Source organism: Candidatus Accumulibacter phosphatis, from assembly GCF_000024165.1.
In the GTDB taxonomy this organism is placed as follows: Bacteria; Pseudomonadota; Gammaproteobacteria; order Burkholderiales; family Rhodocyclaceae; genus Accumulibacter; species Accumulibacter phosphatis.
Genome location: NC_013194.1, coordinates 3,024,004 through 3,038,573, shown reverse-complemented (window position 1 = coordinate 3,038,573; position 14,570 = coordinate 3,024,004). Strand labels below are relative to the sequence as shown.

Genomic DNA, 14,570 nt, shown 5'->3' with positions numbered 1-14,570 from the left:
AGACGGAGGACGAAGGCATGGCTTACCAGCAGAGTTTTGACGTCCATAGTCGCGGTCGCGGCACCATCGAGATCACCGACGAGGTGGCCAGGATCGTCGGCGCGGCAGGATTCGCCGTGGGCCTGGTCAACGTTTTCGTCCAACACACCAGTTGCTCGGTGGTGCTGACCGAGAACGCCGATCCCTCGGTGCGCCGCGATCTCGAGACGCTGGCCGCGCGCTGGGCGCCGGATGGCGACGCTGCCTATCGGCACGACGACGAAGGCGATGACGACATGGCGGCGCATGGGCGCAATATCCTGGCCGGGGCATCGCTAAGCGTGCCGGTCGGCAACGGTGAAATGCGGCTCGGAACCTGGCAGGGGATCTATCTCTGGGAGCACCGGACGATTCCGCATCGGCGCCGGATCGTCGTCACGGTGATCGGCTGAAGCGTTGCGCCGGCCGCGTTGTTGTTAGACTGCCAGGCTTTATCGTCAGGTGCACAGAAGGGATACGGCAATGAAAATCGGATTCATCGGTCTGGGTATCATGGGGCGCCCGATGGCGCTGAATTTGCTGCAGGGGGGGCATCAGGTCAGCGTCTGGGCGCGCCGGCCCGAATCAATGCAGCCGCTGCTCGATGCCGGCGCCGCCGGCGCGGCGAGTCCCGCCGCTCTCGCCGAGGCGGCCGATATCGTGATCTCGATGGTCGCCGATGCTCCTGACGTCGAACAGGTGATGCTCGGCGAGCAGGGCGTCGCCAATAGTCCTCGGGCGGGGCTCGTCGCCGTCGATATGAGCACCATTCGGCCGGCGGCCGCGCGCGACATTGCCGCCCGCCTGCACGCGCGCGGGATCGACTTTCTCGATGCTCCGGTGTCCGGCGGCGAGGTCGGCGCAATTGCCGGGACCCTGTCGATCATGGTCGGCGGCAGCGCTGCCGCTTTCGACAGCGCGCGGCCGGCTCTTGCCTGCATGGGCAAGAACATCGTTCATGTCGGCGATTCGGGTGCCGGGCAGGTGGCCAAGGCGGCCAATCAGATCGTCACCGGTGTCGGTGTGCTGACCGTCGCCGAAGCGCTGAACTTCGCCGCCCGGAGTGGCGTCGATCCCGCCCGGGTGCGCGAAGCGCTGCTCGGCGGCTTTGCCTATTCGAAGATTCTCGAGAATCACGGCCAGCGCATGCTCGATCGCAACTTCAAGCCGGGCTTCAAGTCCTGGATGCACCAGAAGGACATGAACATCGTCATGCAGAGTGCGCATGAACTGGGTCTGTGCCTGCCGGTGTCGGCGGCGACCGCGCAGATGTACAACGCCATGGTCGGTTCGGGACTCGGCGAAGAGGATTCGATCGCCATTCTCAAACTGCTCGAGCGCCTGTCCGGCGGCGAGTCGTGATGCGCGTCGGTTTCGTCGGCCTTGGCGCGATGGGCCGGCCAATGGCGCTGCACCTGCTGCGCGCCGGGCACTCGTTGGCGCTGTGGGCGCGCCGACCCGAGGCCGCCGCGCCGCTGATTGCTGCCGGCGCGGTCCAATGTGCCAGCGCGGCGGATGTCGCCCGACGTTCCGAGGTGGTGTTCACCATCGTTACCGGCAGCGCCGACGTCGAGCACGTGGCGCTCGACGCCGGCGGTCTCGGCGAAGGCTTTGCGGCCGGTTCGATTCTCGTGGACATGAGCACCATCGCTCCCGAGACGGCTCGGTCGCTGGCGCGGCGCCTGTCCCGGCAGGGCGTCGAGATGCTCGACGCGCCGGTTTCCGGCGGCGAGCAGGGCGCTATCGCCGCGACACTGGCGATCATGGTCGGCGGCAAGGCGGCCGTCCTCGAACGGGTGTTACCCCTGCTCGAATGTCTCGGCAAGACCATCGTGCATGTCGGCGACAACGGTGCCGGGCAGGTCGCCAAGGCGTGCAACCAGATGGTCATGGTCGGCGCGATCCAGGCGGTCGCCGAGGCGCTGCACTTCGCCGCCGCGGCCGGAGCCGATCCGGCGAGCGTGCGGCGGGCACTCGCCGGTGGCTCGGCCTGCAGCCGGGTGCTCGAAGTGATGGGCGGCAGGATGGTCGACCGCGATTTTTCTGCCGGCGTCGAGGCGCGCCTGCATCACAAGGACTACGGCGTCGTGCTCGCCGAAGCCTATCGCCTCGGCGTACCGGTGCCGGTTGCCGCCGCCGTCGGCCAGCAACTCAATGCGTTGATGGCCAGGGGTTGGGGCCATAGCGACACGGCCAGCCTGTTGCGCGTCCTTGAATCTGTTGCGAGCGCGGCATGCGAGCGCTGATCATCGTCCTGGTCGCCTTGCTGGCCGCTTGCGCGAATCTCGCCGGGCTGTCGCAGAAACCCGAAGCCAGCCTGGCCGGCCTGAAGCTGACTCAGCTTGGGCTGTTCGAGCAGCGCTTTTCCCTGCAGTTGCGGATCCAGAATCCGAATGATGTTGACTTGCCGATCGACGGACTGACGTTCGAAGTCGAACTCAACGGGCAGCCCTTCCTCAAGGGCGTGTCGGACAAGACCGTCAGGGTACCGCGCTTTGGCGAAGCGGTACTCGAGCTCACCGCGACCAGCACTCTGGGGAACGCGCTGAAACAGCTCCGCGAGCTGCAGAAGGGGGGGCGCGACCGGGTGGACTATCGTATCGTCGGCCGTTTCAGCCTGACGGGCCTTGGCAGCATTCCCTTCGAGCGGCGCGGCGACCTGCAGATGCCGGCCGTCGACAGTTCCCCGAAGAAGCCCTTGCCGCCGGGATCGGAGCGGACCTGAGCGGCTCCCGCCGGCTGTGTCGCTGCGAGACTTTTCAGGACTAACCCAGCGTTCGCGCGGTTTCCGACGGGACCGACGCCGGTGACTGCGGTGGCCGCTGGTCAGCGCCGCAGCGCCCGATCCCTGCTGCCTACTTCACTGGAATGACCAGCTTGTCCCAGCCTGAGCCGTCGTTGGCGACTTCGTCCTCTTCGTCGGGTGCCAGGGCGGCCAGACGCTCTTCGAGTCTGGCGATGGCTTCGGCGGTAAGCTGGAGCTTGCGGCGCTCACTTCCGCAGCGGCGCTCAAGCAGCCCGTCCGGTGGTCCCGATTGGTTCTGGCGGCGGTCTGTTTCTCGTTGCGGGCGCATCGCTCACTCCTTGAAGATTCCCTGCGTTGGCTAGGCGCTGGTTGACGGCATCGGCAAGCGCCCGGCCACCCGCCGTGAAGCAGTCGCTCCGCGTCGTGCGCAGGCGCACAGCTTGCTTTCCCCCGCTCAGCCGCTCGTGGCTCGCGCATGGCTGCAACCAGTCGCTTGCCAAAGCCATTGCCAGCGCGATGCCAGATACCGCCACATTATGGGCAAAAGCGGAGTCGAACGCCAATGCAGCGGGCTTATGGCGAGAAATCTTGTTTTATTAGCTACTTGCTGGCCAGCTCGGCGGAGCTGTCGGAGACTCGACAGTTGCTGCCCTCGGCCATGAGCCGCAAGCCCGCCGGCAAGGACTCGCCGAAGGCGCGGCGCTCGTCGGCCCGGTCGAGTGCCACGACGGTCCGAATCTGGTTGATCCAGGTGACGCTGGCATTGCTGGCCGTCAGGCGCGTCAGCACCCTTTCACGCACCGGCTCGGGCAGATCGCGCGCCCGGTCGCCAGTCAGGCGGGCGAGTTGCGTCGCGGCGAAGGCCGCCGGCTCGACTTTCTTCCAATCGACAGCCAGTAGCGCGTCGAGCCAGCGCTCGGCGACTTCGGGCGGGACCACCTGGTGGGCGCTGCCGTAGAGCGACTGACGCGCGCCGAGGCGGCCGAGCGCCCACCAGCCCAAGGGTTTCTCGGAGGCCCTGCACAGTCTGTCGAGCAGCCAGTCTCCGATCTCGACCTTGCTGTCGGCCGGCAGTTTTTCGAGCGACGCGACCAGGCGCAGCATGTCGTCGTGACTACCGGCGATTGCCGCCGACAGCCGGCTGCGGGTCTTCACCGCGTCGCTGCGCAGCGCCGGAACCAGCTCGCCGAGCAGCTTCTCCTGGATCGCTGCCGGCAAACCGCCGGCAGCGCGCCGCCAGAGTGTCCACCACTCCGACCAGTTCTGGCTCTCGCCGACGTACTCGATTCCCTGGCCAAGCAGCGGGCACAGTTGCTCGATCCGCCAGTCGTCGAGCGCGTAACCGAGGCCCGGGCGCAGACAGTAACCGGCGAGATTGAGCCACAGCCGTTCGTGCTCCGGCGAACGGCGCCGCCGCCGGGCGCGTTGCATCAGCGCGTCGAACAGTGCCCGCAGCAACGGCATGTCCCAATCCTCGCGTTTGCCGAGCAGGTGCTCGAGCTGGCCGCGCAGGCGCCGTACCTCCTTGCCTTCGACGGGCTGCGCGCGCGCTCCGAAAATCTGCTCGATGCATTGCACGGCGTTGGCAAAGCGCGGCGGCAGGGCGGCCGGCGAGACCGCCGTCTCGCTGCCTTCGCCGCGCAACTGGAATTCGAGCAGCCAGCGGCGAGCGGCATCGTCAAGGCTGACACAGTGCAGTTCTAGCGTGCCGACCTCGGTCATCGCAGTGATCAATTGCACGCGCACCTCGCGCTGGTTGCTGCCGGCATGTGGCTGGACGACGCTGGCGATCGGCGGCAGGCGGACGAATTCCTCGTCGCCCAGTTCGGCGATCTCGCCCGGCAGGTAGCTGGTGTCGGCAACCGACGAGGCGAGGTGAAAGCGTACCGGCTGACCCAGGCGCAGGCTGAACGTGCGCTCGGGCAGGCGGATTTCGTGTCCTTCCTCGCTGCCGCGCGGCAGCAGGCAGATGCCGCGTTTCTGCCCACCGGCGTCGTCGAGGACGAGAAAGTAGCTGCGCGCCGATCCGCCACCGATGCGCCGGCCATGTCCCTGCCGGACGAGCGCGTAGGCGACGGCCCCACGCGCGACGGCGACGTCGGGATTGTCGTTGTGCAGGACGCGCAGCGCCGCGCCGCGCCAGTTGCCGAGCGTGCTCTGCAGACGTTCGGCGAGCGCAGCGGCACGAAAGACGCCGCCGTTGAGCAGCAGCGTATCGGGAACCGGCAGCCGCTGCGTGTCGGCGTCGTCGGCCAGTGCCCGGTGCGCTGCCTGCGCGTGGCGCTTGAGGAAGGCGGCGACATGGCGCGTGATTGCCGGGTCGGCGGGGTAGGGCAGACCGAACTCGACGATCGCCGCCCGTCGTTGCTGTATCGGTTCATCGGCAGGCACCGCCGGAAAGAAACCATCGACGATCACCTGACGGACTTCGTCGCACTTCAGTTCGACGGTGCGCGCGCCGCCGATCAGCCGCGCGCCGCCGCCGAGCAGCGTCAACAGCACCGTTTCGGGAGCGCCGTCGGCCAGCAACTGTTCCTTGGCCGCCCGGCAACGTGCGGTGAGCTGCGAGAAGCGCGCCGCCGAGAGGCGTCCCTCACTCGCGGGCAGACGGCCTTCGACGAGATGCGCGAGAGCGAGATCCATGTTGTCGCCACCAAGCATCAGGTGGTCGCCGACGCCGATGCGCGTCAACTCCGGCTCGCCGTCCTGGAGCGCCACCTGGATCAGCGTCAAGTCCGTCGTGCCGCCGCCGACATCGCAAACGAGCAGCAGCCGCGTACCGGCGAGTTCCTCGGCGAGGCTCTGCTGGTGGCGGAAAAGCCAGTCGTAGAAGGCCGCCTGCGGCTCTTCGAGCAGGCGCAGATGCGGCAGGCCGGCCTGTCGCGCGGCTTCGAGCGTCAGCGCGCGCGCACCTTCGTCGAAAGACGCGGGAACCGTCAGGATCACCTGTTGCTCTTCGAGTGGCGCTTTCGGGAAGCGGTGCCGCCAGGCGGCGCGAACATGCGCGAGGTAGCTGGCGCTGGCGGCGACCGGCGAGACCTTGGCGACATCGTCTTCGGCACCCCAGGGCAGGATCGGCGCCATCCGGTCGACCGAGGCGTGCGACAGCCAGCTCTTGGCGCTGGCGACCAGGCGACCGGGAACCTGGGCGCCAAGATCGAGCGCCAGGCGGCCGGTGAGCGCCGCTTCGCCGCCGTCCTCAGCGTCCCACGGCAGTTGCAGATCGCCCGGGCTGAGTTCCCCGGGTGCCGGGTGGAAGCGGACCGACGGCAGCAGCGGCCGCGCGGCAACCTGCCCGGGAGCGACCAGCTGTTCGATCTCGAACAGCTCGACCTGCTGTTTTCCCGGCGCCGTGTAGGCGACCACGGTGTTGCTGGTGCCGAGATCGATGCCGACGATGTACGTCTTCTTCATGGCCTGCCGGAGACTTGCCGACACCCCTAGGTGGCACCGCCGCGCACGTCGAACTCGACCTTCCAGTACTCCTTGCCGCCGTGCGGCAGGGCCTCGAGTTCGAGGGTGCCGGCTTCGGTCACCCGCGCATGCAGCTTGACGCGCACCACCTCGCCGGCGGCACGGCCTTCGCTCGGCAGCGTCGTCTGGATCTCGTCGAGTTCCTGCAGTTCATCGGGTTCCCAGTCGTCGAGCAGTGTTCCGACCTCGTCCTGACGGCGGACCGACGAGCCGAAGAAGCGGAAGCGGACCTGCTCGCCGACGACGAGGCCGAACTCTTGAGCCGACAGGGCGGCCTCGGTGCCTTCCTCCATGCCGAACGGCGCCAGGCACAGCGCCTGCACCGGTGGCTGCAGGCCGGGTACGGCGGGCATCACGGACTCGACGGCGACGTAGTAGGCACGCGCCGTACCACCGCGGATACGCACGCCCTGGCCGCGGCGAACGTAGCCGTAGTAGGCGGCGCCACGGGCGACCGCCAGGTCGAGGTCGGCACCTTCGAGCAGGCGGGCGGCCGGCGCGCCTTCGCCGGCGAGCCAGGAGTTTATCGTCGCCAGCGTCCGCTCGGCGAGCAGGTCGGACTTGAAGACGCCGCCGTTGAAGAGCACGGCGGTCGGATGCAGGAAGGTGGCGTCGTCGGGCAGGTCGCCGACGAAGCCCTCGAGATCGGCCGTCGCGGCGAGCTGGCGGGCCAGGAAAGCGGCCAGGTGGCGGGTAACCGCGGCGTCCTGGGCATAGGGCAGTCCGAGTTGGGTGAGGCCACCGCGTCCGCGTCCCTGCGGGCGATCGGCGATCGCCGCCGCCGGGAAGAAGCCTTCGAGCAGCGTTGCCGTGAGTTCCTCGCGCGTCAGCTCGCTGCGGATCGACCCGCCGATCAGCTTGGTGCCGCGACTGGCGACGACGAGCGGTACGGCAGCGATCTCCGGGTCGCCGAGCAGCGTTTCCTTGGCTGATCGGCAGGCATGCGTCAAGGCGCGCAGTTGCCAGGCGTCGAGCTTGCTGCCCTGCGCCGCCAGCTTGCCGGCGACGGCATAGGCCAGCGCCAGATCCATGTTGTCGCCGCCGAGGAGGATGTGCTCGCCGACGGCGACGCGGTGCAGTTCGAGGTTGCCGTCGCGCTCGAGGACGGCGATCAGCGAAAAATCGCTGGTGCCGCCGCCGACATCAACGACCAAGATGATGTCGCCCGGCCGCACCTGCTTGCGCCAGCCTCCGGCGCTCTTCTGGATCCAGCTGTAGAGCGCCGCCTGCGGTTCCTCGAGCAGGATCATGCGCTCGCAGCCTGCCGCCTTGGCGGCTTCGGCAGTCAGCTCGCGGGCTGCCGGGTCGAAGGAGGCGGGAATCGTGACGACGATTTCCTGATCCACGAAGGGGGCCGCCGGCTGCGCTTCGTCCCAGGCGGCGCGCAGGTGCGCGAGATAGCGCAAGGAGGCGGCGAGCGGCGACAGACGCGCGACTTCCGGCGGTGCGTCGTTCGGCAGGATCGCCGCCCGCCGATCGACGCCGGCGTGGCACAGCCAGCTCTTGGCGCTCGACACCAGGCGGATCGGTGTTGCTGCGCCGCGGCTGCGCGCCATTTCACCGACGGCATAGTCCTGCTCGGCGGTCCACGGCAGGTTCAGGTCGCCGCTCGCCAGTTCGCTCGCATGCGGCAGGTAGATGAACGACGGCAGCAGGCCGAGTTCCTCGACCGCCCCGGGCGCGGTCAGCTGCGGGATGGGCAGCACCTGCTGGACAACCTGTTCGCCGTCACTGCCGTCGATATCGACGTAGGAGAGGGCGCAGTGGGTCGTTCCGAGATCGATCCCGATCGCAAAGCGTGGCTCGCTCATAGTTCCACCTCCGCCGGCGCGACGATGCGCAGTTCGTGGCTATCGGAGAGCTTCGGCAGCCGGGTTTCGACGACCCGCCAGCCGCGGTGCGCGAGGCTGCCCGTGAACGGTGGCTGACCGACGACGTTGCCGGTGACGCGAATCGCCGCGGCGTCGAAACCTTCGGGCAGCGTGATCCGGCTGCCCTCGGCCTCGTCGCGCACCGGGCTGATCGCGAAGTTGTCGCGCAGCACTTTGCGGCAGCCTTCATGGACGACGCGCGCGGCGGCACCAACGTCGGCATCGGCATACGCGGCGACGTCCTCCTGGATGAAGTCGATGAAGCGGGCTTCGCGCTGCAGCAGGCCGAGGAGCTGCAGCGCACCGTCGGGTGCAGCTTCCCGCAGCGGCGGTGCGGCAGGTCTGGGTGTGGCGGGTGCCGGTGCCGGCGTCGACGGTTCGCTGCGCTGTGCGCCGGTGCGCAAGGCCTGGACGCGTCCGGCGAACCGAGCATCGGCGATGATCGCGAAGAAGGTGCCGAAGGCAAGGGAGATTCTGCTCAACAAGGATGGAGGGTCTTGTTTCATGGAATGGGTCCTGGTTTGGGCCGCCGCAGCGGCTCGGTGAGACGTACGGTGTTCGGGGGTCGCACGGCAAACGCCGGGCTTGGCAGACGAGCGACGCGCCGGGTCTCCTGCGGCGTGCGGGCAATCCATCCGGCTTGCGCTTGGGTCTGATCGCCGGGCCATCGATGGCGCTTCAGGCGCGTCTGTTGCGGTGCAATATAAACCATTTTGCCGCTTTCGGGTAGGTCCGGCCGGCGGCGTGCCGTTGCCGCGCGTGCCGTGGCCCGCGCCGTCCGCCCCGGTGCCGAACTGGCCGCGCCGGCCTGCAGCGCTCCCGGACCGAGCCTGGCCTTACAGTTCCAGGAGGCGAAACTCCTCGCTGTCGGCGATACGGATGACATCGCCTGGGCGCAGGGCGGTCGTCCCGATGATGCGGTCACCGTTCACGAAGGTGCCATTGCCGCTTCCCCGGTCGGTGATCCGGCAGATCTGCATCTCGCGGGTGATGTGCGCATGGTAGCGGCTGACCAGGGCATCGCTGATGACCACATCGTTCTCCGGCGCCCGGCCGATGGTCGTCACGCCTTCACGGACCGCGTGCCGCACCAGTGCGCTGGTGCGCGAAAGGAGGATGAAGCCGGCCCCCGAAAACTCCGTCGCGGCGCGCCCAGGGGGCTCCGCCAGGCGCATCACCTGCGTCGCTGTGGTGTCGAACATCGGCAACTTGCGCTCCCAGTCGCTCTCGAACACGGCCTGCAGTCGTTGTAGCACATCGCCATCGTCGACCATGATGCCCAGCTCGCGGCGGCGGTCGAGGCTCTCCGTGCGCAGGTTCATGCTGCCGATGACGGCCGTGCTGCCGTCGACGATGGTGCACTTGGCGTGCAGCTTGTAGCGCGGTACTGCCCGGAAGGCGATCTCGGCGGGCAGCCCGTTGCCATGCGCTTCATCGCCCAGGACGCGCACCGGGATACCGCTCGCGGCCTTGTGCACGAGCAGGCGGACGATGGCCGGATCCTGGACCTTCGCGTCGGCGATCTGAATCGAGCGTTCGGCGGCCGCCAGCCACCCTTCGATCTTCTGCCGACTGTTGAACGGGCTCACCAGCAGGGGCGAATGCGCGTCGGGTACGAAGGGACGATCGTCCCAGTCGGCGTCGAACAGCCGGTTGATCTCGGCGGCGATCGTCGGGTTGAAAAGCTCGACGCCGAAGTCGCGCGTGTAGTGCAGATTCTCGCGCGTCGGGTTGAAGGTAAACACGAACGCTTCCTCGTCGTCCACCGTCATCACCTTGTAGTGATAACGAGCGCGCTTGCTGTCACCGGGAGGCTCGCGGGTGTCGATGCCCGCCTCGCTGGCGTCCCTGAGGAGCTTGCGGTTCCTGTCCGCCCAACCGCGCGCGCTGCTCGAAATGAGCACGCGGATGCGCACGCCGCGTTGGCGAGCCTCGATGAGTGCGCGCTGAATGATCGGATCGTCCATGCGAAAGGCCGTCAGGTTGATCGAGCGATGCGCACGGTCGATTGCGCGCACGATCGGGAAGAAGCTGTCGCCGGGTTGCACGATTAGGGAAATCTTCTGACGCATCCCAAGGATCCTAGGGTCAATGGCCGTGGTAGAGGTGGTCAACGAACCAGTGCACGGTGGCGCGCGCGACACACTCGAAGGCGACCGCCGAGTCAGGCGAGAGAACACTCGCGGGTAGCGACTGCAGTTCCTGCCGGCATGACAACTCGCGCAGGGCGCGCCGGTTGCTCATCGTGCCACCTGCGTCGTTCTCGTCGACGAGAACCAGCAGCGGCGCGGTGAGCGAACGCAGGTAAACGACGCCGGCGAGATCGATCAGGCCGCCGCGGCAGACGAGTGCGAAGACGTCGTGGTCGCGCAACGCGGCCACGCGCAGCACCACCGGTGAGCAGTCGCCGACGCCGCAAAGGCCGATCGGCAGCGTCGGCAACTCGCCGACGAGCATTCGTTGCTTGACCAGGTTCAGTCCCTCGAGCAGGCGCCGGGAGAGCAGCGAAACGTTGTGGTGGATATCGGCGAAACGCTCCTCCGAGTCGGTCAGGAGGTCGAGACTCAGCGTGCCGATGCCGGCGTGCCGGAGAACGGCGGCGAGAGCGTCGTCGCGCGCCTCGGGAGTCGGGCCGGCGTGCGTCAGCACAACCAGCGCCGCGGTCGCCGCCGGCAGCGTCAGCACGCCGTGCAGCGGCCCGTGTCCGGTGGCAATCGAGATCGGCGTGCTGCCTGACGGGATGGTCGCGTCGTTCAACGACGTACCAGTCTGACCGGCACGCGACGCGGTCCGAAAGGCTTGCCGAAGCGGGCGAAATGGCCGGCAAGGCGAGTGCCGCAGTGCGGACAGCGACCGTCTGCCGGCAGGTCGTAGTGACGGATGTTGTACCAGTCCCGCTCGATCAGTGCTGCCTGGCAACCCGGGCAGAAGGTGGTGCCGCCTTCGGTGTCATGCACGTTGCCCGTATAGACGTAATGCAGGCCGGCGTCGAGCGCGATGCGCCGCGCCTGGGTCAGCGTCGACGACGGCGTCGGCGGCAGGTCGTCCATCTTCCAGTCGGGGTGGAAGGCGGTGAAGTGCAGCGGCACGTCCGCCCCGAGTTCGCGTGCCACCCATGCCGCGAGCGCCTTGATCTCGGCAGGCGAATCGTTCTTGCCCGGAATCAGCAGGGTGGTGATCTCGAGCCAGCACGTCGTTTCGTGATGGATGTAGGAGAGGATGTCGAGCACGGGCTGCAGGTGACCCGCGCAGAGCTTGAAATAGAAGTCGTCGGTGAAGGCTTTCAGATCGACGTTGGCGGCGTCCATCACGGCGTAGAACTCGCGTGCGGGCGCCGGATGGATGTAGCCGGCCGTCACGGCGACCGTCTTGATGCCTCGCTCATGGCAAGCGATGGCGGTATCGATCGCGTACTCGGCGAAGATCACCGGATCGTTGTAGGTGAAGGCCACCGACTGGGCGCCGTAGGCGAGCGCCGCGGCAGCAATCCCGTCCGGGCTGGCGGCGTCGAGCAGGCGGTCCATGTCCCGGGACTTCGAGATGTCCCAGTTCTGGCAGAACTTGCAGGCCAGGTTGCAGCCGGCGGTGCCGAAGGACAGGATGGCGGAGCCCGGAAAGAAGTGGTTGAGCGGCTTCTTTTCGATCGGGTCGATGCAGAAGCCCGACGAGCGGCCATAGGTGGTGAGCACCATCTGGCCGCCGACGTTCTGGCGAACGAAGCAGGCGCCGCGCTGGCCCTCGTGCAACTTGCAGTCGCGCGGACAGAGGTCGCACTGAATCCGCTGGTCCTCGATCGCGTGCCACCAGCGACCCGGGTGGGCGGATTCGGGCACCTTCGGCGCGTCGTTTGCGTCTCGATCTACGTCTCTTTCCATTTGCGTACTCCGTAGCGCGCCAGGACCACCTGGTCGTGCCAGAAATCGCCGGGCAATCCGGCCTTCAGCTTGAGCTGCACCAGGAACTGGCGCGGCTCGGGTAGCGACTCCCAGACCTGCGGCAGGAAGGTGGCGCGCCGCCTGCCGTAGCTGAAGATCAGTCCATCGATACCGGGGCGCAGGCGGGCCAGCGCGTCGGCCTCGCTGAGCACGGGAAAGGGCTCGGCCGGCGTCAGCAGCGAAACCTCGACGCGTGTGCGCGGCAACTCGTCCTGACCGAGCGGCGCAAAGCGGTGGTCCCGAAAAGCGGCAGCGACGGCGTTCTCGGCGACGTCGGTGGCGAGCGGCCGGTACGCTTCCAGGCTACCGATGCAGCCTCGCAACTGGCCTTGCTGGGTCAGCGTGACGAAGGTCGCCGCGGGCTCGGCAAGCTCGGGCAGCGCGTCGACGACTTGCCTTGCCAACCCGAAACGCTCGCCAATGGCGTTGCGTGCCGTTACCAGCAGGGCGCTGCCGAGGGGGTCAGTGGTCATGTGCCGACTCCGCGGTGAAGGCAAAGGCGCCGTAGCCGACGACGCGCGACCTGTCGCCGGCGGTGTCTCCCGAATTCCGCAGATCGACGAGCTGCGCTCGCAGGCCGTGCCGACGGGCAGCCAGCAGCAAGCCATTGACCGGCGTTGCACCGCAGGCCTGCTGATGGTCGATGCGTGCGTCGAGCGCGACGATGCGCCGCGCGGTATCGGCATCGGTCTCGCGTGCGACGCGGTAGGGCAGGTAGTGCGACAGGTCGGAGCTGATCACGATCAGCGTCTCGTCGCCGCCCCACAGACATTCGAGAACTTCAGCGACCTCTGCCGGCGAGGCGCGGCCGACCGCCAGCGGCACCAGCGTGAACTCGTCCAGCACCGTCTGCAGGAACGGCAACTGCACTTCCAGCGAGTGCTCCAGGGCGTGCGCGGCATCGCTGACGACCACCTGCGGCAAGGCCTCGATCAAGGCCAGCGCCTGCGCGTCGACCGGAACCACGCCGAGCGGTGTGGCAAAGGCCGTCGAGGCGGGGAATGCCAGCCCGTCGACGGCGACGCGGTGCGTCGGGCCGAGCAGTACGACGCGCCGAACGCTCTCGCGCAAGGCGGCGATCGGCGCATAGACGCTGGCAGCGATCGGACCCGAATAGATGTAGCCGGCATGCGGCACGATGACGGCCTTGGGTCGCCTGCCTTGGGCCGGTCGGCTGTCGTTCAGCAAGTCGCGCAGATCGCGGGCGAGAACGCTCGACGATCCGGGGTAGAACATACCGGCGACGGCGGCGGGTCGCACATGTGGTGGCGGGTGGCTCATATTCCTGCTCCTTGATGAGTAGCATGCCCTAAAATTAGACCATGGTGAGCCACTACGCAATCGTTCCTGCTGCCGGCACCGGTGCGCGCTTCGGCGGCGAGACGCCGAAACAGTACCAGCTATTGGCCGGGCGCCCCCTGATCTACTACAGCCTCGCCGCCCTTTGCCGCCAGCAGCGCATTGAGCGTGTCTGGGTCGTCCTCGCGGCGGACGATATCTGGTGGCGCCAGCACGACTGGACAAGCCTCGGCTACAAGCTGGAGACCGTCTTTTGTGGCGGCGCGACCCGTGCCGAGAGCGTCGCCAACGGCCTGCGCGCCGCCGCCACGGCCGCCGATGACGACGACTGGGTCCTCGTGCATGACGCGGCGCGCCCCTGCCTGTCGCAGGCGATGCTGGCCGCCCTCTGCGACGAACTCGCCGACGACCCGGTCGGCGGCCTGCTCGCCGTGCCGGTGGCCGACACCTTGAAGCGTGCCGACGACGCGGAGCGCGTGGCGCGTACCGAGCCGCGCGACGGACTCTGGCAGGCGCAGACGCCGCAGATGTTCCGCTACGGCCTGCTCAGCCATGCCCTCGCCGAGCACCCCGGCGGTACCGACGAAGCGTCCGCCATCGAGGCCGCCGGTTTGCGGCCGCGGCTGGTCCGTGCCGACGCCAGCAACCTCAAGGTGACTTATCCGGCCGACCTGCGTCTGGCGGAAATGATCCTGCAGGCGAAGGTACGGGTAGACGAATGATCCGCATCGGCCAGGGTTGCGACATTCACGCACTAGTACCGGGCCGCCGCCTGATCCTCGGCGGCGTCGACATTCCGCATCACGCCGGACTGCTCGGCCATTCGGACGCCGATGCCCTGCTGCATGCGCTCACCGATGCGCTGCTCGGCGCCGCCGCCCTCGGCGACATCGGCCGCCACTTCCCCGATACCGACGAGCGCTATCGCGGCGCCGACAGCCGCCAACTCCTGCGCGCGACGGTCGCGCTGCTGGCGCAGGCGGGCTGGCGAGTCGGCAACGTCGATGCGACGATCATTGCCCAGCAGCCCAAACTGTCGCCGTATCTGCCGCAGATGGTGGCCAACATCGCCGCCGACCTGCAGATTCCCGCCGACGGCGTCAACGTCAAGGCGAAAACCGCCGAACGGTTGGGCTTCGTCGGCCGTCGCGAGGGAATCGCCGCCGAAGTGGTGGTGTTGATCAGCCGGGAAGCGTAAGCGGGTACCTGCTGCTCCGGCCGTCGACG

At 68.0% G+C, this 14,570-nt stretch carries 15 protein-coding genes; 6 read left to right on the top strand and 9 right to left on the bottom strand.

Translation table 11 applies throughout. From position 1 onward, the window contains the following. Positions 1 to 17: 17 nt before the first annotated feature. From CAP2UW1_RS13145 to CAP2UW1_RS13130, 4 genes are all read left to right on the top strand, one after another. Positions 18 to 431 (top strand): secondary thiamine-phosphate synthase enzyme YjbQ, encoded by a 414-nt coding sequence (locus CAP2UW1_RS13145; RefSeq protein WP_015767108.1) that lies wholly within the window; start codon positions 18 to 20, stop codon positions 429 to 431. A 70-nt stretch (positions 432 to 501) separates the two neighbouring features. Beyond that, positions 502 to 1,380 carry a 2-hydroxy-3-oxopropionate reductase gene (locus tag CAP2UW1_RS13140; protein ID WP_015767107.1) on the top strand — a complete coding sequence of 293 codons (879 nt, stop codon included), beginning with the start codon at positions 502 to 504 and terminating at the stop codon, positions 1,378 to 1,380. Continuing rightward, a complete protein-coding gene (locus CAP2UW1_RS13135; RefSeq protein WP_015767106.1) occupies positions 1,380 to 2,264 on the top strand; it encodes an NAD(P)-dependent oxidoreductase in 885 nt (294 codons plus the stop codon). The genes CAP2UW1_RS13140 and CAP2UW1_RS13135 overlap by 1 nt, the downstream gene beginning before the upstream one ends. After that, positions 2,252 to 2,743: an LEA type 2 family protein gene (locus tag CAP2UW1_RS13130; protein WP_015767105.1), complete on the top strand. Its 492-nt coding sequence runs from the start codon at positions 2,252 to 2,254 to the stop codon at positions 2,741 to 2,743. The genes CAP2UW1_RS13135 and CAP2UW1_RS13130 overlap by 13 nt, the downstream gene beginning before the upstream one ends. 130 nt (positions 2,744 to 2,873) lie before the next feature. Here CAP2UW1_RS13130 and CAP2UW1_RS13125 read toward each other — a convergent pair whose 3' ends face one another. The 9 genes from CAP2UW1_RS13125 to amrB all read right to left on the bottom strand — a co-directional run bounded on the left by CAP2UW1_RS13125 (position 2,874) and on the right by amrB (position 13,325). Then, the gene (locus CAP2UW1_RS13125) at positions 2,874 to 3,092 is read right to left on the bottom strand and encodes a hypothetical protein (RefSeq protein ID WP_015767104.1); all 219 of its coding nucleotides are present in this window, start codon (positions 3,090 to 3,092) and stop codon (positions 2,874 to 2,876) included. Positions 3,093 to 3,364: 272 nt separating this feature from the next. Beyond that, positions 3,365 to 6,178, bottom strand: a complete 2,814-nt coding sequence (locus CAP2UW1_RS13120; protein ID WP_015767103.1) for an Hsp70 family protein — start codon at positions 6,176 to 6,178, stop codon at positions 3,365 to 3,367. A 26-nt stretch (positions 6,179 to 6,204) separates the two neighbouring features. After that, positions 6,205 to 8,049, bottom strand: a complete 1,845-nt coding sequence (locus CAP2UW1_RS13115) for an Hsp70 family protein (protein WP_015767102.1) — start codon at positions 8,047 to 8,049, stop codon at positions 6,205 to 6,207. Beyond that, positions 8,046 to 8,615, bottom strand: a complete 570-nt coding sequence (locus tag CAP2UW1_RS13110; protein ID WP_015767101.1) for a DUF2760 domain-containing protein — start codon at positions 8,613 to 8,615, stop codon at positions 8,046 to 8,048. Before CAP2UW1_RS13110 ends, CAP2UW1_RS13115 begins: the two co-directional genes overlap by 4 nt. Positions 8,616 to 8,945: 330 nt before the next feature. Beyond that, positions 8,946 to 10,223, bottom strand: a complete 1,278-nt coding sequence (locus CAP2UW1_RS13105; RefSeq protein ID WP_199931462.1) for a phospholipase D-like domain-containing protein — start codon at positions 10,221 to 10,223, stop codon at positions 8,946 to 8,948. Next, a complete protein-coding gene (locus CAP2UW1_RS13100; protein WP_015767099.1) occupies positions 10,198 to 10,866 on the bottom strand; it encodes a dienelactone hydrolase family protein in 669 nt (222 codons plus the stop codon). Before CAP2UW1_RS13100 ends, CAP2UW1_RS13105 begins: the two co-directional genes overlap by 26 nt. Continuing rightward, positions 10,863 to 11,984 (bottom strand): AmmeMemoRadiSam system radical SAM enzyme, encoded by a 1,122-nt coding sequence (amrS, locus tag CAP2UW1_RS13095; RefSeq protein ID WP_015767098.1) that lies wholly within the window; start codon positions 11,982 to 11,984, stop codon positions 10,863 to 10,865. The genes CAP2UW1_RS13100 and amrS overlap by 4 nt, the downstream gene beginning before the upstream one ends. After that, positions 11,969 to 12,517 carry an AmmeMemoRadiSam system protein A gene (gene amrA / locus CAP2UW1_RS13090; RefSeq protein ID WP_015767097.1) on the bottom strand — a complete coding sequence of 183 codons (549 nt, stop codon included), beginning with the start codon at positions 12,515 to 12,517 and terminating at the stop codon, positions 11,969 to 11,971. The genes amrS and amrA overlap by 16 nt, the downstream gene beginning before the upstream one ends. Further along, positions 12,507 to 13,325 (bottom strand): AmmeMemoRadiSam system protein B, encoded by an 819-nt coding sequence (gene amrB, locus CAP2UW1_RS13085; protein ID WP_015767096.1) that lies wholly within the window; start codon positions 13,323 to 13,325, stop codon positions 12,507 to 12,509. Before amrB ends, amrA begins: the two co-directional genes overlap by 11 nt. Positions 13,326 to 13,366: 41 nt before the next feature. Here amrB and ispD point away from each other — a divergent pair, with 41 nt between their 5' ends. Continuing rightward, entirely contained in the window at positions 13,367 to 14,065 is a 699-nt protein-coding gene (gene ispD, locus CAP2UW1_RS13080; protein ID WP_015767095.1) for a 2-C-methyl-D-erythritol 4-phosphate cytidylyltransferase, read from the top strand. After that, the gene (ispF, locus tag CAP2UW1_RS13075; RefSeq protein WP_015767094.1) at positions 14,062 to 14,541 is read left to right on the top strand and encodes a 2-C-methyl-D-erythritol 2,4-cyclodiphosphate synthase; all 480 of its coding nucleotides are present in this window, start codon (positions 14,062 to 14,064) and stop codon (positions 14,539 to 14,541) included. Before ispD ends, ispF begins: the two co-directional genes overlap by 4 nt. Positions 14,542 to 14,570 lie beyond the last annotated feature (29 nt).